At 62.4% G+C, this 20,074-nt stretch carries 16 protein-coding genes and 2 tRNA genes; 14 read left to right on the plus strand and 4 right to left on the minus strand.

What is annotated here, in order from left to right; translation table 11 throughout:
• Positions 1–5 precede the first annotated feature (5 nt).
• Positions 6–1,562, minus strand: coding sequence for a mechanosensitive ion channel domain-containing protein (locus ACUY2Y_RS04650; protein ID WP_448325007.1), 1,557 nt, complete (start codon positions 1,560–1,562; stop codon positions 6–8).
• A 264-nt stretch (positions 1,563–1,826) separates the two neighbouring features.
• On the opposite strand from ACUY2Y_RS04650, the gene ACUY2Y_RS04655 reads away from it, so the two are divergent.
• The 3 genes from ACUY2Y_RS04655 (at position 1,827) to ilvC (ending at position 5,358) form a co-directional block, all read left to right on the plus strand.
• Positions 1,827–3,641 (plus strand): acetolactate synthase large subunit, encoded by a 1,815-nt coding sequence (locus ACUY2Y_RS04655; RefSeq protein ID WP_448325027.1) that lies wholly within the window; start codon positions 1,827–1,829, stop codon positions 3,639–3,641.
• 2 nt (positions 3,642–3,643) lie between these two features.
• The gene (ilvN, locus tag ACUY2Y_RS04660; RefSeq protein WP_210572302.1) at positions 3,644–4,171 is read left to right on the plus strand and encodes an acetolactate synthase small subunit; all 528 of its coding nucleotides are present in this window, start codon (positions 3,644–3,646) and stop codon (positions 4,169–4,171) included.
• A 170-nt stretch (positions 4,172–4,341) separates the two neighbouring features.
• Positions 4,342–5,358 (plus strand): ketol-acid reductoisomerase, encoded by a 1,017-nt coding sequence (gene ilvC / locus ACUY2Y_RS04665; protein ID WP_448325008.1) that lies wholly within the window; start codon positions 4,342–4,344, stop codon positions 5,356–5,358.
• A gap of 302 nt (positions 5,359–5,660) precedes the next feature.
• Here ilvC and ACUY2Y_RS04670 read toward each other — a convergent pair whose 3' ends face one another.
• A complete protein-coding gene (locus tag ACUY2Y_RS04670) occupies positions 5,661–6,335 on the minus strand; it encodes a hypothetical protein (RefSeq protein WP_448325009.1) in 675 nt (224 codons plus the stop codon).
• 235 nt (positions 6,336–6,570) lie between these two features.
• Between ACUY2Y_RS04670 and ACUY2Y_RS04675 the strand changes: the two genes are divergently transcribed.
• The 7 genes from ACUY2Y_RS04675 to ACUY2Y_RS04705 are packed head-to-tail and all read left to right on the plus strand — an operon-like array spanning position 6,571 to position 15,493.
• Positions 6,571–7,596 carry a cation diffusion facilitator family transporter gene (locus tag ACUY2Y_RS04675; RefSeq protein ID WP_448325010.1) on the plus strand — a complete coding sequence of 342 codons (1,026 nt, stop codon included), beginning with the start codon at positions 6,571–6,573 and terminating at the stop codon, positions 7,594–7,596.
• A 15-nt stretch (positions 7,597–7,611) separates the two neighbouring features.
• Entirely contained in the window at positions 7,612–9,387 is a 1,776-nt protein-coding gene (locus ACUY2Y_RS04680) for a GmrSD restriction endonuclease domain-containing protein (protein WP_448325011.1), read from the plus strand.
• Positions 9,384–10,319 carry a hypothetical protein gene (locus tag ACUY2Y_RS04685; protein WP_448325012.1) on the plus strand — a complete coding sequence of 312 codons (936 nt, stop codon included), beginning with the start codon at positions 9,384–9,386 and terminating at the stop codon, positions 10,317–10,319. The genes ACUY2Y_RS04680 and ACUY2Y_RS04685 overlap by 4 nt, the downstream gene beginning before the upstream one ends.
• Positions 10,320–10,364: 45 nt before the next feature.
• Entirely contained in the window at positions 10,365–11,981 is a 1,617-nt protein-coding gene (serA, locus tag ACUY2Y_RS04690) for a phosphoglycerate dehydrogenase (RefSeq protein WP_448325013.1), read from the plus strand.
• A 52-nt stretch (positions 11,982–12,033) separates the two neighbouring features.
• Positions 12,034–13,083, plus strand: coding sequence for a 3-isopropylmalate dehydrogenase (locus ACUY2Y_RS04695; protein ID WP_448325014.1), 1,050 nt, complete (start codon positions 12,034–12,036; stop codon positions 13,081–13,083).
• A 10-nt stretch (positions 13,084–13,093) separates the two neighbouring features.
• Positions 13,094–14,641 carry a cell wall-binding repeat-containing protein gene (locus ACUY2Y_RS04700; RefSeq protein ID WP_448325015.1) on the plus strand — a complete coding sequence of 516 codons (1,548 nt, stop codon included), beginning with the start codon at positions 13,094–13,096 and terminating at the stop codon, positions 14,639–14,641.
• Positions 14,642–14,701: 60 nt separating this feature from the next.
• The gene (locus ACUY2Y_RS04705) at positions 14,702–15,493 is read left to right on the plus strand and encodes a fumarylacetoacetate hydrolase family protein (protein ID WP_448325016.1); all 792 of its coding nucleotides are present in this window, start codon (positions 14,702–14,704) and stop codon (positions 15,491–15,493) included.
• Between the two features lie 7 nt (positions 15,494–15,500).
• On the opposite strand, the gene ACUY2Y_RS04710 is transcribed toward ACUY2Y_RS04705, so the two are convergent.
• A complete protein-coding gene (locus ACUY2Y_RS04710) occupies positions 15,501–16,616 on the minus strand; it encodes an isochorismate synthase (protein WP_448325017.1) in 1,116 nt (371 codons plus the stop codon).
• A 233-nt stretch (positions 16,617–16,849) separates the two neighbouring features.
• Between ACUY2Y_RS04710 and ACUY2Y_RS04715 the strand changes: the two genes are divergently transcribed.
• From ACUY2Y_RS04715 to ACUY2Y_RS04730, 4 genes are all read left to right on the plus strand, one after another.
• Entirely contained in the window at positions 16,850–17,947 is a 1,098-nt protein-coding gene (locus ACUY2Y_RS04715; protein ID WP_448325018.1) for an alpha/beta hydrolase family esterase, read from the plus strand.
• Between the two features lie 46 nt (positions 17,948–17,993).
• Positions 17,994–19,487, plus strand: a complete 1,494-nt coding sequence (gene gltX / locus ACUY2Y_RS04720; RefSeq protein WP_448325019.1) for a glutamate--tRNA ligase — start codon at positions 17,994–17,996, stop codon at positions 19,485–19,487.
• Between the two features lie 155 nt (positions 19,488–19,642).
• A tRNA-Gln gene (locus tag ACUY2Y_RS04725) sits at positions 19,643–19,714 on the plus strand.
• 53 nt (positions 19,715–19,767) lie between these two features.
• Positions 19,768–19,840 (plus strand) — tRNA-Glu (locus tag ACUY2Y_RS04730).
• Between the two features lie 142 nt (positions 19,841–19,982).
• Here the strand turns inward: ACUY2Y_RS04730 and ACUY2Y_RS04735 are convergent.
• Positions 19,983–20,066 carry a hypothetical protein gene (locus tag ACUY2Y_RS04735; RefSeq protein ID WP_286362473.1) on the minus strand — a complete coding sequence of 28 codons (84 nt, stop codon included), beginning with the start codon at positions 20,064–20,066 and terminating at the stop codon, positions 19,983–19,985.
• Between the last annotated feature and the right edge of the window lie 8 nt (positions 20,067–20,074).

Consider the following 20,074-nt stretch of genomic DNA (forward strand, 5'->3'; position numbering starts at 1 on the left):
TCATGCTATCGGGGGTCTGGACTCGCGTTCTCCCCCGGGGTAGAAGCGGGGGCGCTTTGCTCCACTGGTTCGCTGGCCGGCTCGGAGGGCTCGGCGCTTTCAGTCGGTTGCTCCTGCGAACGCGGCTGCACTGATTCCTGCGCTCCGGAAGATGCAGCCGGGGCAGGTGCGGGCTCAGTGGAGTCCCCGTTTCCCGGTTGTTCAGTGCCGGTGGTTTCTTCGTGTGGCGCATCTGTCTGGGTCGGCTCATCCGAAGAATCGCTGGGAGGGGGCGTGGTTGCCTCAGCCGACGAGGTAGTCGGGCGCGGCGGCGCGAGAATGCCGGAGCGAGCTTCGCTGGTCTCTCCCTCCAACATCATGCCGCGAAGGATGAGCAGGCCGAGGAGCAGCGCGATGAGCAGGCCCGTCGATGCTCTCACACGGCCGCCGAACGTGCCGAGTGCATGATGCGCTTGCGGTTTGGTGGGATTCGCGGCGGGATCTTCTTCCGCTGGGACTTCCTCGTGGTCGCTCAGTTCAGGGTCCGGGTTCGTGCCCACACCGGAACTCAGCTCGGGGACATCAGTGGCCGGCTCGTCATTGGCAGCAGACGTCACAGCGGTGCTCCCTGCGCCGGCTTGAGCTGCTTCGGAATAATCCTCGGCCCAACTGGACTTGTAGCGGCTGGCAGAAACGGCGGGGAAGGCCTCCGTGGCTTCGTCGTCAAGCGGTTGCGTCGCTGTCTGCGAACCGTATTCGTCGAAGAATTCCTCGAGAATATGGACGCGCAGTGCACGCTCAACGGGGAACTGGTCGCCAGGCGTGCACCGCACCATGAAGCGAACATCCAGCGTCCACGGCATACCGACCGTGTTTGGCGGATTGATCTGGATGCCCGGCTGCGACATCAACTCGCCACGAATCAGCGGTGCGATCTCCGGGTTCGCCAACGCCTTGCGCGCGGCGCGCTCGGCTCGCGCGATCACTTCGTCGACATCGCGCGAACGAGCAAGCGGGACAGGCACGACGACCAGTGCGCGCGACCAGATATTGGAGCTATTGATGCACACTTGCGCCGTCGAATTCGGGATGGTCACCGTGTTCTGCTCGAGCGTGCGGATCTGCGTGGCGCGCATCGTGATCTGAATGACGTCGCCCGTGATTTCCGTGCCGTTGATTTGGAACGTGACAAGGTCGCCGACGCCGTATTGCTTCTCCGTGAGAATAAAAAAGCCCGCGAAGAAATCCGAAATGATGGACTGCGCGCCGAAACCGACTGCGGCGGAAACAACCGTGGCCGGAATGGCGGCGCCGGCGAGCGAGAAGCCGATCTGCTGGAGGAAAAAAACAAGGATCAAAAAGAACGCCAGCAACTGGACGATATAAATGACCACACCGGCAATGGCCAGCGAAGACTTGCCTTCGTCCGAGTCCTTCGAGTCCGCTATCTGGCGCTCGACATAACGATTGGCGAGACGGCCCGCACGCGGCACGAGCATCGCGACGATAATGAGGAGGGCGAGGTTGATTCCGGTGTCGGCCAACCACCGCCATATGTTTTCGAGAATAAGTGAGAAAGGCATAGCAGTTCCAGATTATCCTCATTTTCCCTATAGATCCCTGGGAAATGTGTATCCTCAAGTCATGATCTTCTTCGACCTAGTAGCAGTGATTCGCGCGGCGCTTGTCCCTCGCGCGACGTACTTGCATACGTAGACGTCGAACGACAAGCGCCCCCGCCTAAGGATTTAGAGCGGGGGCGTTTTTCGTAGATCACCAGAGTGCTGACAACTCATCAAAGGAGTTCGGAAAAAGTGGCAGCGTCACAGAAGAAACAGGTAGAGCGGATGACAGGCGCGGAAGCCATCGTCCGCAGCCTCGAAGAGCTGGGCACCGAGATCGTTTTCGGCATTCCAGGGGGAGCGGTCCTTCCGCTTTACGACGCCCTGTTTGCCGCGAAACAGCTGCGCCACGTTTTGGTACGCCACGAGCAGGGTGGCGGACACGCCGCTGAAGGCTACGCGTTGGCGTCCGGAAAAGTCGGCGTGTGCGTGGCTACCTCAGGCCCCGGGGCGACCAACCTCGTTACCGCACTAGCCGATGCGTACCTCGACTCGGTGCCGATCGTGGCCATTACTGGTCAGGTGGGAACCCCACTGCTGGGAACCGATGCGTTCCAGGAGGCCGATATCCGCGGCATCACCATGCCGATCACGAAGCACAGCATCATGGTGACCGACGTGGAGGAGATCCCGCAGGCGCTCGCCGAGGCCTTCCATCTCGCCAGCACCGGTAGGCCGGGACCCGTCCTGGTCGATTTCCCGAAGGATGTCCAGAACGCCGAGATCGACTTCGCGTGGCCACCGGTCATCGACCTGCCCGGTTACAAGCCGACGACGACTCCGCACGGCCGCCAGATCTCTTCGGCCGCGAAGATGATCGCCAAGGCAAAGCGCCCGGTGATCTATGCCGGCGGCGGCATCATCAAGGCCAATGCTTCCAAGGAGCTGCTCAAGTTCGCGGAGCTCACGGGTGTTCCCGTCGTGACCACACTCATGGCGCTCGGTGCATTTCCGACGAATCACCCGCTGAACATGGGCATGCCCGGCATGCACGGCACCGTCCCCGCCGTGGCAGCCCTGCAGAAGGCGGACCTGTTGATCACCATCGGCGCGCGATTCGACGACCGCGTCACCGGCGACCCCGAGCACTTCGCCCCCGACGCCAAGGTGATCCACGCCGATGTCGACCCCGCTGAGATCGGCAAGATCCGACCCGTGGACGTCCCGATCGTCGGCGATGCCAAGGAAGTCCTGAGTCAGCTCGCCGAGCCGTTCAAGAAGGGCAAGAAGGTCTCCGCACCTAAGATCGGGGAGTGGAAGGACTACCTGAGCGATATGAAGGAGCGCTTCCCGCGCGGCTACGAGAAGCATGCCGACGGAACGCTGTCGCCGCAGTTCGTCATCGAGACCCTGTCCAAGGAAGTCGGCCCAGAGGCCATCTACGTTGCTGGCGTCGGCCAGCACCAGATGTGGTCCGCGCAGTTCCTCGACTTCGAGCACCCGCGCACCTGGCTCAATTCTGGTGGTTTGGGAACGATGGGTTATTCCATTCCGGCCGCACTCGGCGCCAAAGCCGCCTGTCCCGACAAAGAAGTCTGGGCCATCGACGGTGATGGTTGCTTCCAGATGACCAACCAGGAAATCACCACCGCGGCTGTTGAAGGCTTCCCGTTCAAGGTCGCCCTGATCAACAACGGCAACCTGGGCATGGTCCGCCAATGGCAGACCCTGTTCTACGACGGCCACTACTCGCACACCAAGCTGCACCAGGACGAGACCTACATCCCGGACTTCCTCGGCTTGGCCAGCGCGCTCGGTGCTGAAGCCATCCGCGTCACCACCGAGGAAGAGGTTCTGCTCGCCATCAAGCGCGCCCGCGAGATCAACGACCGCCCGGTTCTTATCGACTTCGTCGTCGGCGAGGATGCTCAGGTGTGGCCCATGATCTCCGCTGGCAGCTCCAATTCGGAGATCCAGTACGCGCGCGATTTGCGCCCGCTTTTCGACGAAGACATGTCCGCCGGCGAATCCCCCGCCGACATCCACGAGACCGTGACCGAGAGCGTTGCCGATGTTCCGACCGAAGCGGAGGAAGAATAATGATGAACAACAACCCCATCTATGACGATGTCACCCGTAGCGTCGTGTCCGTTCTGGTGCAGGATGTCGACGGCATCATCACCCGCGTGACTGCGATGTTCACTCGCCGCGGTTTCAACCTGGTCTCGCTCACGTCCGCGAAGACCGAGACCGAGGGCATTAACCGTCTGACGGTCGTCGTCGACGCCTCCGAGCACGCCGTCGAGCAGTTGACCAAGCAGTTGAACAAGCTGGTCCAGGTGATCAAGGTCGTGCGCCTCGAGGAGGAGAACACCATCGCCCGCTCTTTAATGCTGGTCAAGGTCAACGCTAATAACAGCAACCGTCCGCAGGTCGTCGATGCCGCCAATATCTTCCGGGCCCGCATCGTCGACGTCGCTCCGGAGTCTGTGGTGATTGAAGCGACTGGCACGACGAGCAAGCTCCGTGCGTTTCTCGATGTGCTCGAGCCGTTCGGGGTGCGCGAGCTGGTCCAGTCTGGTCGTGTCGCTCTGAATCGTGGACCGAAGACGATGGCATCTTCCAAGTAGTGGCCCTTCGGCCCGCGGCCTCCTAAAAACGGGCCGAGATCCCACACAAACCGTGCTGTGTCCCGTATAGTGAAACTTGTCGCCCAATATGCGGGACACGTTCTATAGAAATCAGAATGTGCACAGCGCTCCGGCGCACAGCAATAAACAGAAAGGTGAGTGCTTCGCTCATGGCAATTGAAGTCTTCTACGACGACGACGCTGATCTGTCCATCATCCAGGGACGCAAGGTCGCAGTTATCGGTTATGGTTCCCAGGGGCATGCGCACGCGCAGAACCTGCGCGAGTCCGGCGTCGAGGTGGTCATCGGCCTGCGCGACGGCTCCAAGTCTGCCGACAAGGCACGCGAGGCCGGCTTCGAGGTCAAGACCAACGCTGAGGCCGCCAAGTGGGCCGATGTGATCATGCTGCTCGCCCCGGACACTTCTCAGGCCGAGATCTTCTCGAATGACATCGAGCCGAACCTGAACGACGGCGACGCCCTCTTCTTCGGTCACGGCCTGAATATCCACTTCAAGCTCATTGACCCGGCCGACAACATCACCGTCGCCATGGTCGCCCCGAAGGGCCCGGGCCACTTGGTTCGCCGCACCTTCGCCGACGGCAAGGGTGTTCCGTGCCTGATCGCCGTCGAGCAGGATCCGACTGGCAACGGCCAGGCGCTGGCTCTGTCGTATGCTGCCGCAATCGGTGGCGCACGCGCCGGTGTCATCCCGACGACCTTCGAAGCTGAGACCGTCACCGACCTCTTCGGTGAGCAGGCTGTTCTCTGCGGTGGCCTGGAGGAACTGATCAAGAATGGCTTCGATGTCCTGACCGAGGCCGGCTACGAGCCTGAGATGGCCTACTTCGAGTGCCTCCACGAGATGAAGCTCATCGTCGACCTCATTTACGAGGGCGGCCTGGCCAACATGAACTACTCCGTCTCTGACACCGCGGAGTTCGGTGGCTACCTGTCCGGTCCCCGCGTTGTCGACGAGGGTGCCAAGGATCGCATGCGTGAGGTCCTCAAGGATATTCAGTCCGGTGAGTTCACCAAGCGCCTGATCGCGAATGTCGACGGTGGCAACAAGGAGCTTGAGGGGCTGCGCGACAAGGTTGCTCAGCACCCGATCGAGAAGACCGGCGCTCAGCTGCGCGACATGATGAGCTGGGTTCAGAATCCTCTGAACGACACCGCCCGCTAAATCTCTAGCAGCGGCTCACCGCCCGGGGAATCCCCCGGGCGGTTTTTCTATGCCTATGTATTGGCAATGGGTGGGGCCGGGAGCGGCGCGCAGGCAACGCTGGTGAATCTGTTTACATTTTCCACCAGCTCAAATTTTCCCGAAAGTTGTCTACCTGGTCTTATGGTGCGGAGCGCATAAGCGCGATGTAAACAGATTCACGAGCGGGTGTGCGATGGGCGATCTGGGGGCAGAAATGAATGAACCCCGCGTCCCTGGAGCGGGAAGCGCGGGGTAATTGCCGGAGAACCGGCTAACCGTTTTTAGTTGGTGGCGTTGCCGACTGCATCGCCGACAGCACCGGTTGCGTCGCCGGCTGCATCGCCAGCAGCGTCAGCGGCGTTGCCAGCTGCATCGCCAGCGCCCTCAACTGCGTCGCCGACAGCACCGGTAGCGTCACCAGCTGCATCGCCAGCAGCACCGGTTGCGTCGCTAGCTGCATCGCCAGCAGCGCCGGTAGCGTCACCAGCTGCATCGCTAGCAGCACCGGTAGCGTCGCCAGCAGCATCGCCAGCGGTGGTGGTCACGTCGACGGTGGTGGTGCCGGTGACCTCGGTGGAGCCCTCGGCACCCTCGTCGTCGCCGCCGCCCTTGACCAGGGACCAGATCAGCAGGCCGAGAAGCAGCAGGGCCAGCAGGCCGAGCAACCACTTCCACCAGCCGCTGCCACCTTCGCTCTCCTCGACAGCGGTGGAGCCGCCGGTGGTTGCCGGACGGGTGTTGGTGCGGACCTCGCGGGTAGCGGTGTTGTCAGCCGGCTTAATGCGCTCCTCGCTGACGCGAGTCTCGTTCAGCTTGTCGCCGATGCGGGTCTCGTCGATTTTGTCGCCGATGCGGGTTTCGTTCAGCTTGTCGGTGACGCGCTCGCCGTGTGCGAGACGGTCAGCGGCTTCCTTCGGCAGCTTGTTGGTCGGGTCGTTCGGGTTCTTGCTGGTCATAATGTGACCACCTTTCTAATAAGGTTGTTATCTAACAGACCGTGCTTGAACAGTCAGCGCCCCACAGTAACAGCATTTCGGAGCCGTCGACGTGTTCTGCGTCACGTTCATGTCGATCCAGGTCATGTTTGAAGTGGTGTACACCACGGTCTGTGCAGGTGAGGCGAAAGATCGCGCGATCAGCGCGTTTTCATTCCCTTTTCATTAAGCGTCAAACTGTCATACAGTGGTGACCATGACGGAACACAGTCACGGCCACGGGCACGGGCATGGACACAGTCACGGGCACGGGCATGGACACAGTCACGGGCACGGGCATGGACACAGTCACGGGCACGGGCATGGACACAGTCACGGGCACGGACACAGCCACGACCATAACGTCAGCGATGCCCCGCTATGGGCGCTGGGGACGGCGCTGGCGATTACCGGTGTGGTGTTCTTCGCGGAGTTGATCGGTGGCTGGCTGTCTGGGTCGATGGCGCTCATGGCCGATGCTATGCATATGTTGTCGGATGCGACAGGGTTGATCATCGCGTTGGTCGCGGTGGCTGTGGGGCGGAAGCCGGTGTCGCGGTACGCGACGTTCGGGTACCGGCGCGCGGAGGTTCTGGCTGCGGCGTTCAACGCTGTGATGGTGGCGGCGATTTCGGTGTGGATCGTTGTGGAGGCGGTGCAGCGCATCGGGAGCCCGGAGGAGGTCCAGACGCGGGCGATGATCATCGTGGCGGTGGTCGGCCTGATCGCGAACGTGGTGTCGGCGCTGGTGCTGCAGTCCCAAAGAGAGCACTCGGTGAATATCGAGGGGGCATTCCTTCACGTGATGGTCGACTTGCTGGGGTCAGTCGCTGTGATTGCCGCCGGAGTGGTTATCGCGGTGACAGGATTCACCGGTGCGGACGTGGTGGCCTCGCTCATCATCGCTGGGTTGGTGCTGCCAAGGGCGTGGGGGTTGCTGAAGGCGTCGATAAGCGTGCTGCTTGAACGCGTCCCGGCAGGGATCGATCCGGTCAACGTGGGGAACGCGCTGGTGGCTTTGGATGGTGTGGAAGCGATTCATGACCTGCACCTGTGGTCGGCTGGCGGGCGTGACGTGCTGTGCACGGTGCACCTGATTACGCGGGCGGATCACGGTCCGTTGCTGGATCGTGCGCAGGGGCGGTTGCGGGAGCTCGGCATTGAGCACGCGACCATTCAAATTGAAGGGCCCGGGCACTTTGAGCACGAGGTTTATTGTGCCCCTCACGGTGACCGCGAGTGATCTAAAGTTGGGGTCATGGGGTTTACCACGCCGAGCTACTCCTTGACCGATCTGTTCGCGCGCGCTGAGCGGGGCGAACTGCAAACGCCGGATTTTCAACACACCTACCTATGGGATGTGGACCGCACGCGCACGCTATTGGCGTCGGTGCTGCGCGGCTACCCGGTGGGAACGCTCTTGGCGCTGGACACGCGCAACGAGCCCATGCGTTTCCGTCCCCGTCCCTTGCAAGGCGCGCCGGAGACCGGGGAGCAGCCAGGGCTGCTGCTTCTCGACGGGCAGCAGCGACTGTCCTCGTTGTACCTGTCTATGCAGGGCGACGGACGGATTGAAGTTCTCGACTTTCGCGGGCGACGCATTTTCCGCCGCTTCTTCGTCGACGTGCGCGCGGCGGTCGCCGCTGACCCGATGCCGACGGAGGCTGTGTTCGCAGTCGACGATGACGGTATCGTGCGCTCGCATTTCGGCCCGCTTATCGACGGAGGCGTGACCGGTCGCCAGACCATGCTCGATAATTTCATCGTGCCGGTCTCCTCGCTGTTGTGGGAGGAGGGCAACGACCTGCTCTTCGACATGGCTGCGAGCACCGACGACCCGGCAATCCGCGAAGATGTGAAGGAATTCCACCGGCGCATCCTGCGTCCGCTCGCCGCTTACGACCTGCCCATGACGCGCCTCGACCGCGGCACCTCCCAGATCGGTGTGGGCCAGATCTTCGCGCAGGCGAATTCTTCTGGCGTGTCCATGGATGTCTTCGAGCTGCTCACCGCGGTGTTCGCGCTCGAAGACCCGGAATTCTCGCTCGCTGCCCACTGGGAGAAGACCGAGGCAGTGTTGCGCGAACATCCTGCGCTCAACGAGATCGACCGTGTGCGCTTCCTGCGCGGCGTCGCGCTTCTGGTCACCAGTACGACGGGGCCGGCACGGGGCCACCGCGGCGATATTTTGAACCTGAGCTTGCACGACTACCTCTGGGCGTCGCGCGATTTGCTCGCGGCTTTCGAGCGTGCCGCCGAATTCCTCTCAGATCGGTGCATTTTCACCGTTGACCAAGTGCCGTACTCCCACCAGCTGGTGCCGCTGGCAGTGATCTTGGCTCGCCTGTCCTGGGAGGAAGGGTGCCTTGAGCAGCAGACCACGTGGGACCGCATCAACCAGTGGTACTGGAATGGCGTTTTCGGCGAACTCTACGGCGCACATGCTCCGTCGATCCGTGCCGGCTCCGATGTCGATCAGGTCACCCCGTGGGCAAAGGGGGAGACCGATACAGTTCCGAAGACGGTCGAAGACGCCTTCTTCAATGAGTCCCGCTTGATCAGCGCCCGCGCTGACTCCGGCGTATACCGCGGCTTGTTCTCCCTGTTGATGGCGCGTGGTGCCCGTGATTGGCGCACCGGCAAGACTTTCACCGCCGAGACAGTCGAGGAATTGCAGCCGGGCTTCCATCAGGTTTTCCCGGACGGTTTCTGCCGCGGCAAGGGTGTCGATCCGGACTTGGCAGAGTCGGTGTTGAATCGGACCCCGTTAGGCAAGCGCACTGAGGCGATCATGGAGGATGCGGACCCGAAGCGCTATCTCTCCCGCTTGCAGTCCAAGGCGATCATGGAGGACGAGGAATTCGACACAGTCCTTGCCACCCACGAACTCGAACCGGATTACCTGTTCACCTCCAACTGGCAGGCCTATTTCGTGGATCGCCGCGACCGGTTGGTGGGGATCATCGAGTACGCGATGGACAAACCCGTGATCATCGATGACGCAGGGGACGGGGCAGAAAGCGGCACTGAATGACCGGAACCAACAAACGCGGCGGGATTCAGCTCGCCGCAGTAGTGGCCTCCGCATCGCTGCTGCTAGCCGGGTGCACCGGCGAAGACGGGGAAGATGAGCCGCAGGTCGACCGCATGCTGCAAGATGCCCGCACCGTGAACCAGTCGCGGCATGTCTCGGACCGCTTCGAACCGCATCCGGTGGTGATGGATGATCCAGATGGTTTCGCCACCAGCGAGTTGTTCTTCCCGTCCTCGGAGGTGCTCATCCTCGCCGACGAGACTCCCGCTGCACAGCTGCGAGCGGCATCGCTGGCGGTAGTGGCACATGCGCCGATGCTGATCTACCGGAGCGAGAAGCATTCGGATGTGATCCGCGAGATTGAGCGCATGTCCACCCACACGGTCTACGCGGTGGGGAAGGTACCGGTGCTGGGGTACACCGAGAAACTGACGGTCATCAAGGACCCGGGCGATCAGGAAGCGCTGGAGGAAGCGACTGCTCTGCAATTCGCGGAGCGCGAGGTCCAGCGCCCGGAGGACGCCGCAGCAGCTGTGGCGGGTTTGGCTGACGGTGAGCCGATGTGGCTCCGCGCCGGATACGGTCCGGCCCAGCATGTCGCCGAAGACGCGAAACCCGGCGTGGTGCCCGTGCGCTCCCGACAAGACGCGGCGATGGCACCGCAGGTGATCGCGTGGCCGGAGAGTTCGCTGGCGGCGATTGCCACGGCGCGAGCTTTCGGGGCGACCGTTTATATGACGGATGAACCGGATCCACGGGACAGTCACTTGACGCTCGTGCTCACTGCCGGGCTTGCGGAACGACCGTTGGTCGCGTTGGGCAAGGCATTTGGCACCAGCGTGGAGCTCGCACAGCGGATCCGAGAAGCGGAAGAGAAAATTCAGCCGGGAGATTTAAATAATATTTCCTCGCTCCCGCAATCGCCGGATTAAGGTTTAATGAATCAATACTCAATATCAGCCACTATGCAGTAGGAGATGAGCACCGTGACCGCACCCGTGTCCAACCCCGAAGCCAAGCCAGTCGTTCTCATTGCCGACAAGCTCGCCCAGTCCACAGTGGACGCTCTGGGGGATTCCGTGGAGGTGCGTTGGGTTGACGGTCCGAACCGCGAGGAGCTTCTCGCAGCGGTGCCGGAGGCGCAGGCCCTGCTCGTGCGTTCGGCGACCACGGTGGACAGCGAGGTGCTCGAGGCTGCGCCGAACCTGCGCATCGTCGGACGTGCAGGCGTGGGTTTGGACAACGTCGATGTCGATACGGCAACGCAGCGCGGCGTGATGGTCGTGAACGCGCCGACGTCGAATATCCACTCGGCATGTGAGCACGCGATCGCCCTGTTGCTGTCCACAGCTCGCCAGATTCCGGCTGCGGACAAGACGCTGCGCGACGGCGAGTGGAAGCGCTCCTCGTTCAAGGGCGTGGAGATCTACGGCAAGACGGTCGGCATCGTCGGCTTCGGCCACATCGGCCAGCTGTTCGCGCAGCGTCTCGCCGCATTCGAGACTGAGATCATCGCCTACGATCCGTACGCGAATCCGTCGCGCGCGGCACAGCTCGGCGTCGAACTCGTGGAGCTGGAGGAGCTTGTCTCCCGCGCAGACTTCGTCACCATCCACCTGCCGAAGACGAAAGAGACGCAGGGCATGTTCAACGCCGAGCTGCTGGCCAAGGCAAAGGAAGGCCAGATCATCATCAACGCCGCGCGCGGCGGGCTTGTCGACGAGCAGGCGCTTGCCGACGCCATCGTGAACGGTCCCATCCGCGGCGCCGGCTTCGACGTGTACGCCACGGAGCCGTGCACGGATTCTCCGCTGTTCGCCCTTGAAGAGGTTGTGGTGACTCCGCACCTGGGGGCGTCGACAAGCGAGGCGCAGGACCGTGCGGGCACGGATGTCGCTGGTTCTGTCCTGAAGGCGCTGGCTGGCGAATTCGTTCCGGACGCCGTCAATGTCGTCGGCGGTGCCGTGGGCGAGGAAGTCGCCGTGTGGCTCGAGCTCGCGCGCAAGCTCGGCCTGCTGGCGGGCAAGCTGCTTGACGACGCACCGGTGGCCCTCCGCGTCACTGCCCGCGGCGAACTGTCCACCGAGGACCCGTCGACTCTGGGTCTGTCCGCTGTGCGCGGTCTGTTCTCCGGCATCGTCGAGGAGCAGGTCACCTTCGTCAACGCACCGGCGATCGCCGAGGCCCGCGGCCTCGATATCGAGACTGGCGTGGCCAACGAGTCCCGCGACCACCGCTCTGCGCTTGAAGTGCAGGTCGTGTCCGCGAACGGGGAATCCGCCACTGTCGAAGGTGCGCTGACCGGACTGGAGCGCGTAGAGAAGATCGTGCGCATCAACGGCCGCGGCGTGGACATGCGCGCGCAGGGCCGCAACCTGTTCCTGTCGTATACCGACAAGCCGGGCGCTCTCGGCAACGTCGGCGCGCAGCTCGGCAACGAAGGAATCAATATCGAGGCCGCAGCCTTGACTCAGTCTGCGAAGGGCGACGGCGCATTCCTTATTCTCCGCGTCGAAGCTGAGGTCCCGACCGAGCTCGAGGCTGCTATCGCGAATTCCCTGGAGGCGGATTGCTTCCAGCTCGTGCTCGACTAGGCATATACGACGTTTCGCGCATACCAAGCAAGGAAAATAAGGAAGCTCGACGTTGAAAATTGCGGTTATTGCAGGGGACGGCATCGGTCCCGAGGTGATGGAAGAAGGGCTCAAGGTCCTGCGCGCAGTGCGCGGGGACGTGGAGCTTACCGAGTATGACCTCGGCGCGCGCCGGTACTTGCGCAACGGCGAGCTGCTGACTGATGAGGACCTGGCCAGCTTGCGCGAGCATGACGCGATTTTGCTCGGTGCGATCGGCGACCCGGAGCGCGTCCCGGCTGGTGTGTTGGAGCGCGGCCTGCTGCTGCCGCTGCGTTTCAAACTGGACCATTACGTGAACCTGCGTCCGTCGAAGCTGTACCCGACGGCGACAAGCCCGTTGGCGAACCCAGGGGACATCGACTTCGTTGTGGTCCGCGAGGGAACCGAGGGCCTGTATGCCGGCAACGGCGGAACCCTGCGCCAGGGCACCCCGGCCGAGGTCGCGTGCGAGGTCTCGCAGAACACCCGCTACGGCGTCGAGCGCCTCGTCCGCCACGGTTTCGAGACCGCGATGGCGCGCCGCAAGAAGCTCACACTCGTGCATAAGACCAACGTGCTCACGAACGCGGGCGCACTGTGGCAGAACACCGTCGACGAGGTGTCGAAGGAGTACCCGGAGGTCGAAGTCGACTACAACCACATCGACGCCGCCACGATCTACATGGTCACCGACCCGTCGCGCTACGACGTGATCGTCACCGACAATCTCTTCGGCGACATTCTCACCGACCTCGCCGGTGCGGTCGCCGGCGGCGTGGGTCTGGCGTGCTCCGGCAATATCGATGCGTCCCGGACCAATCCGTCGATGTTCGAGCCGGTCCACGGTTCCGCACCGGATATCGCCGGCAAGGGCTTGGCTGACCCGACCGCGATGATTCTCTCCGTGGCCATGATGCTTCGCTGGCTTGACGACGAAGCGTCTGCCGTTCGCATCGAAGACGCCGTCGCCGCGGATGTCTCGGGCCGGAAGGATGCTGCGGATGAAACTGGCAATGATGCTACGGAAACTAGAAGCTTCACGGAAAGGGTCGGAACCCGTATCGCGGAATCCCTGAAGTAGGGTTTTCGTTATGCGTTCGACTTCCCGGTTCACCACGACCGTCGCAGTAATGGCGGCTACCACGATGCTGCTTGCAGGCTGCTCTGCCATCGGAGGTGACGGGAAGCAGGGGGAGGACTCGTCTGCCGCCGCCGAGAAGGACAGCTTCGCGGCTTCCTTGGTGTCGGACGGGTCCGCGGTCATTGCCGACCCAGACGGCACGGGAGCCGAGGTGTCCCAGAAATTCTTCCCCGAATCCGACACGGTCGTTGTCGCAGCGCCTGACCGGGAGAATCAGCTGAAGGCGGCAGCCATCGCCGTCGAACTCGGCGCGCCGATGCTCATCCGCTACAGCTCCGCCGAGGCCACCGCGGCGGTCGACGCTGAGATTGAGCGACTCGGCGCCACACGCGTGATCAATGTGGGGCAAAAGGCTGGCGAAGAAACGGACGGCGAAGACACCCAGCTCATCGCCGACACCCAGCCCGTGACGGCGGACAAGGATGCCGAGATCAAGGCGATTGTCGACCACGCCCGCGCTCATGCAGGTGGGGCCGATAAGAGCGGTGAGGGTGAAGTTCCGATCTTCGCCACCGAGCTGACCTCGTTCGCTGCGGCGGTGACAGCGGCAAACAAGCTTCCGGTCACGGTTTTGTCCTACGCGGATCCGCGCGTGACCAAGGAATCGATGGATCAGGTCAACGGCAAGAAAGCGCTCGCGCTCGGCCGCCAATTCGGCAGCAGTGAGCGGTTCCGGACCACGATCGAATTGGCCAAGAACGGCGAATTGCCGGGCGGCGGTGGACTCGTGTTCCCGGGGCGCCGCATGATCGCCACGTATGGTCACCCGTCCGGTCCCGCGCTGGGACAGATGGGCGAGAAGCCGCCGGCCGAAGCTGTGGGCGTGGTGAAGGAATGGGCGCGCCAGTACCAGGAGCTCACCGACGAGAAGATCATCCCCGCCTTCGAGGTCATTGCCACTGTCGCGTCCTCGGCACCGGGCGATGACGGGAACTTCACCAACGAATCGGATCCGGAAGAACTGATCCCGTATATCGACGCCATTACTGAGGCGGGCGGCTATGCCGTCATCGACCTGCAGCCGGGTCTGACGACCTTCAAGGAGCAGGCAGTTCGCTACGAGGAACTGCTCAAGCGCCCGAATGTGGGTTTGGCGCTCGACGCCGAGTGGAAACTCCAGCCGGGGCAGCAGCCGGCGGCGCAGGTCGGCTCCGCTTCCGCCGCAGAGATCAATGAGGCCACGGAATGGCTGGCGAACCTCACTCGTGAGAACGGTCTGCCGCAGAAGGCATTGATCGTGCACCAGTTCCAGGTAGCGATGCTGCCGGACCGCCAGAATATCAAGACGTCTGCGCCGGAGTTGTCGTTCATCCTGCACGCAGACGGACATGGCTCGCCGGGGCAGAAATTCGATACGTGGAATGTGATGCGCGAGGATCTGCAGCCGCAGTTCTTCATGGCATGGAAGAACTTCATCGATGAGGACATGCCGATGTTCACCCCGGACCAGACGTACAACACGGTCGATCCGCGCCCGTGGTTTGTCAGCTATCAATAATTCAGAATTGAAAGGCTATCCCTAAGCGGTGAGAGTCCACGGTGGCGTATGCTCATTGGCATGCGTTATGGACGAATTGCCACACCTGAGGGAATGACCTTCGCGGTCATCGACGATGACGCGACGACTGCGAAGCAAATCAAAGCGACTCCGTTCACGGAGCCGGAGTACACGGGCAAGGAATGGGCGCTCGAGGATGTGCGTCTGCTTGCCCCGATGCTTCCCAGCAAGGTAGTGGCAATCGGCCGTAACTACGCCGACCACGTGGCCGAGGTGTTCAAACAGTCCTCGGAGCACCTGCCGCCGACTCTGTTTCTCAAGCCCCCGACAGCAGTGATCGGGCCGGATGCGGCCATCAAGATCCCGGAGTTTGCCACCCGCGTCGAATTCGAGGGCGAGCTCGCTCTCGTCATCGGCCGGCCGTGCAAGAACGTCAAGGCGGAGGGCTGGAAGTCAGTCGTGCGGGGCGTGACCATCGTCAACGATGTCTCCTCCCGCGATCTGCAGTTCACCGACGGTCAGTGGGCCCGTGCAAAGGGCATTGACACGTTCTGCCCGCTGGGCCCGTGGATCGAGACTGACCTGGATAAATTTGACTTCGACAACCTGCCGATCAAAGCACACCTGACGCACGACGGCACCACGGAGACGAAGCAGGATTCGAATTCGAACCAGATGATCTGGAAGCTGGGCAAGATCATCGAGTTCATCACGTCGGCTTACACGCTGCTGCCGGGCGATGTGATTTGCACGGGTTCGCCGGCGGGCACCGCGGAAATGGTGCCGGGGGACACGATCGAGGTCGAGATCGAGGGCATCGGCACACTCCGCAACCCGGTGGAGCGCGCCTAAGCGCTGGTTAAAGGCCCAGCGCGCGCTGGATCGTGCGCAGCTTCGCGGTGGTTTCCGCGAGCTCAGCCTCCGGCTCGGAGGCGGCGACGAGTCCGCCGCCTGCCCATGCGCGGGCAGCGGTGCCGTCGCCATTGACTTCGGCGCAGCGGATGGTCACCATGAATTCGCCATCGCCGCTTCGATCGCACCAACCGACGGTCCCGGCGTAGAAGGACCGGTCTGATTCGGCAGTGGTGATCAATGCCTCAGCGGCGTGCTGTGGGGAGCCACAGACAGCCGGGGTGGGGTAGAGCCGGGCAGCCAAATCCAGCGCATTCGGGGCGGGGTCGCGCAGTGTGCCGGTAATCGGGGTGGCCAAGTGCCACATCTCATTCGTCTTGGTCAGCACAGGGCGGGAGGGAATGGATAGTTCGTCGCAAAGCGGTGCGAGGACGTCGCGGATGTGCTCGACGACGTACGCGTGCTCGTCGAGATCCTTGGCGGAATTGGCCAGTGCTTGTCCCGCGGCTTCGTCGGCGGCGGGATCGTCGAAAATACGCGCGGCGGACCCAGCGAGAGGATACGAGGAGATCGTGAGTCCCTTGCGTTTGATCAAAAGCTCCGGGGAGGAGCCGACGATCATGTGCCCGTGTTTTCCTGCGGGCGTGAGGTCGGCGATGAAGCCGTCGCGGGTCCGGGAGAGGTCGATCAGGCGCGCGGCGACCGTACGGGGGTCGACCGGTTCGTCGAAACCGATGTCCACGGCGCGAGCAAGCACGACCTTGTCCAATAATGAGTCATTGATCGTGGCCACGGCAGCTTCCACGCGGCGGAGATGCTCGTGCGGTTCCGGGTCATAACCCGTGACTCGGGCGGAAAGCCGGGCGCCGTCGCCGGTTCGGTAGTAGGCGTGGGGCTCAAGGGGGCCGGGTTCGCGAATGATGCGCTGGGGAACGGTCAGCGCGGCGGGGGCATCGCGGTCGAAGGGGAGTGTGCCGACGACAATGGGGACCTCGCCGCGGTCGAGTGCAGCAATGGCGTCCCAGGCGTCGATAAAGCTCATTTTTGAGCCTTGTGTGCGCACAGAACCGTCCGCGCGGGACAGGAGAAAATCAGGCGCGGAGTCGGGTCTGGGAGATGACATGTGTGCCGATTCTAGTGCGGGGTCGGGAGTCGGTTCAGGGTAGGGGGGTCGGGCGGGAAGTACCGGCGCTGTTCTGGGAATTTCAGAGAAATTCCAGCAGTTTTTATACCTCTATTGCAGTGGGGTTTGTCTGGGACTAGTGTTACGCAAGTGACTGTTGGGGGTAAGCGATGGAGCGCTCCTCGATGGCCTACTTTCTGCCTCAACTCTCTTATTTTCCTGAAAGGCCGCAGATGAAATCCGCCTCCCTCTGGCGCCGCCGCATCGTGGGTGCCACCGCCAGCATGCTCATGGCAGTCGGCATCGCCGCAGCTCCCGCCCAAGCCCAGGGCATCCCGAATGTCGATCAGCTGACTGCCGGTTCCAGCAATGCAGCGAATGCGGTCCAGCAGGCTGCTGCTGGCGCTGCTAACGACGCGAACCGCGCATGGAACGATATGGCGCGTCAGGTCAACGGCACGGTGCCGTCTGGCTCCTCGGTGCCCTATAACCCGTTCCCGGCTCCGGGGCAGCCTTCGGCTCCCGCAGCGAAGCCGGCATCGGGCCCGTGGCGTGCGACTGCTGGGCAGCCGGTGGCTCCGGGGCACAATGGTGAGATCCGTGTGGGTAACCGTTCGTACTTGATCTGGGTGCCGCGCGGTTACAACGCCTCGCGTCCGACCCCGGTGATGGTGGGGTACTCGGCGTACCAGGATTCGACGGAGAATTTCCGGAACTACTCCCGCCTGCGCGAATCGAACGTGGGCCGTGACGCGATCATCGTCTACCCGCGTGCGATCGGCACTTCGTGGGAGGGTTCTGCTACGTCAGCGACCCGTCCCGGCGAGGACATCCGCTTCGTCCGCGCGATGATCAACGACGTGCAGCGCTACTACAACATTGACCGTCGCCGCATCTATGCCACCGGCATGTCCACCGGTGGCGGCATGGCTGCCGTGTCCGCCTGCCATATGGCCGATCTGTTCGCAGGCGTCGCCGGCGTATCCGGCGCGTACTACTGGCCGGTGAATTCCAACTGCCAGAACATCCCGGTCGCATTCCTGGCCTACCACGGCACGAACGACACGCTCACGAACTACCACGGCGGTGTCCGCCGCGGCACCCGCTACCTGGGCGTGCCGGAACTGTTCAGCTCGTACGAGCGCCGCAACGGGTGCAATATCGGCCGCATCAACAAGGCTCCGCTGAGCAATAATGCCACCCGTGTCTCGGCCACCGGATGCAAGAAGCCGGTGCAGGCCATCAAGGTTCACGGGTCGAACCACTTCTGGTGGTACAACCCGTCCACCGCGAACGATATGTGGGCAGTGCTGTCCCGCGTGAGCAAATAAGCTGCCCACGAAATCAGCCGTCCTCTAGCGCGCTACAGTTGGGTGCATGACTGACGCACCTGTACGAGTACGTTTTTGCCCTTCGCCGACCGGAACACCCCACGTGGGGATGGTCCGGACGGCGCTTTTCAATTGGGCGCAAGCTAGACACACCGGCGGCACCCTGGTGTTCCGTATCGAGGACACGGATGCCGCCCGTGATTCCGAGGAGTCCTACCAGGCGATCATTGATTCGCTGACGTGGCTCGGCATGGAATGGGACGAAGGTGTGGTCAAGGGGGGACCGCATGAGCCGTACCGCCAGTCCCAGCGCATGGACATCTACAAGGAGATCCTGGACAAGCTGATCGAAGCTGGCGAGGTCTACCCGGCGTACTCCACGGCCGACGAGGTCAAGGAGCGGCACATCGCCGCCGGCCGCGACCCGCAGCTCGGCTACGACAATTTCGACCGCGATCTCACTGACGAGCAGGTCGCGGCGTTCAAGGCGGAGGGCCGCGAGCCGGTCTGGCGCCTACGCATGCCGGAGAAAGACTGGAAGTGGCACGACCTGGTTCGCGGCGACGTGGAATTCAAGGCATCCACCCAGCCGGATTATGTCGTGGCGCGCTCCAATGGTGCACCGCTGTACACCCTGGTCAACCCCGTCGACGACGCGCTCATGGGCATCACGCACGTGCTGCGCGGCGAGGACTTGCTCTCGTCCACCCCGCGTCAGCTAGCTCTCTACGAGGCTTTGCAGCGCATCGGGGTCACTGACTTCACGCCGGAATTCGGCCACATGCCGTTCGTGATGGGGCAGGGCAACAAGAAGCTGTCCAAGCGTGACCCGGAATCGAACCTGTTCAATCACCGCGACAACGGCATCATTCCCGAGGGCATGATCAATTACCTTGCCCTTCTCGGGTGGTCTCTGTCGGCGGATCAGGACATCTTCACCGTCGACGAGTTCGTCAAGGCCTTCGACATCAACGATGTGCTGGCCAATCCGGCGCGCTTCGATCAGAAGAAGCTCGAGGCCATCAACGCCGACCACATCCGCATGCTCGAGCCGGAGGACTTCAAGAACCGCCTGCGCGAGTATTTGAGTGAGTACACGGACTTCCCGGCGGATTACCCGGAGGATAAATTCGCCGTCGCAGCCGATCTCGTGCAGACCCGCATCAAGATGCTCGGGGACGCCTATGACTTGCTGAAGTTCTTGGTCATCCCGGACGCGGAGCTCACGCTCGACGAGAAGTCGGCAAAGAAGAACCTCAAGGAAGACGCCGTCGAACCGCTCGACGCGGGCATCACCGCACTCGAGGGCATCAGCGAATGGACGACGGAGAATATCGAGAACGCGCTCAGCGGCGCGCTTATCGACGATCTCGGCCTCAAGCCCCGCAAGGCCTACGGTGCACTGCGCGTGGCTGTGTCCGGTGCAGCTGTTTCGCCGCCGCTGTTCGAGTCGATGGAGCTGCTCGGCCGCGAATCCACCCTGGCTCGCCTGCGTGCCGCGCGGGAGCAGACTCCCTTCGTGCCGGCCTCCGGTGAGTAAGGCGCGCAGCCTGCATTGCTAATCACACCGGTGTGATTACTGGTGACCTTTTCACTGCTGTTGACCAGCTGATTTGGTCCTGTATCGCCGGTGTGGTTATAGTAATCGTCGTTGTTCAGAGCGACCCGCACAAAGCAGGAAGCACTGAGAAACGATGGCCTATGGTGTAATTGGCAACACTACGGTTTCTGGTACCGTCATTCTAGGTTCGAGTCCTGGTAGGCCAGCTGCAGTTCAGTAGAGATGAAACTTTATTGAATTGCTGGACATAAAGTCCTTTGCCCCGTTCGTCTAGCGGCCTAGGACGTCGCCCTCTCACGGCGGTAACACGGGTTCAAATCCCGTACGGGGTACAAAATGCAAACGGAACCTCCGGTCAGCTTCGATGCAGAAGCAGGCCGGAGGTTTTCGTTATGCTGGCCGCCATGCTGCACACGAACGAAGGGTTAAGGGTCAAAAAACGGGGTGCGGACGTTTTGTTAGACAGTTTCGATCTCACGCTACATTGACTTTTCGATATTCGGCAATGCTCAAGCCATCGAGGCTGATCTTGATTCGGTGATTGTTATAGAACTCGATGTATGTCG

Source organism: Corynebacterium sp. 20-84, from assembly GCF_053479455.1.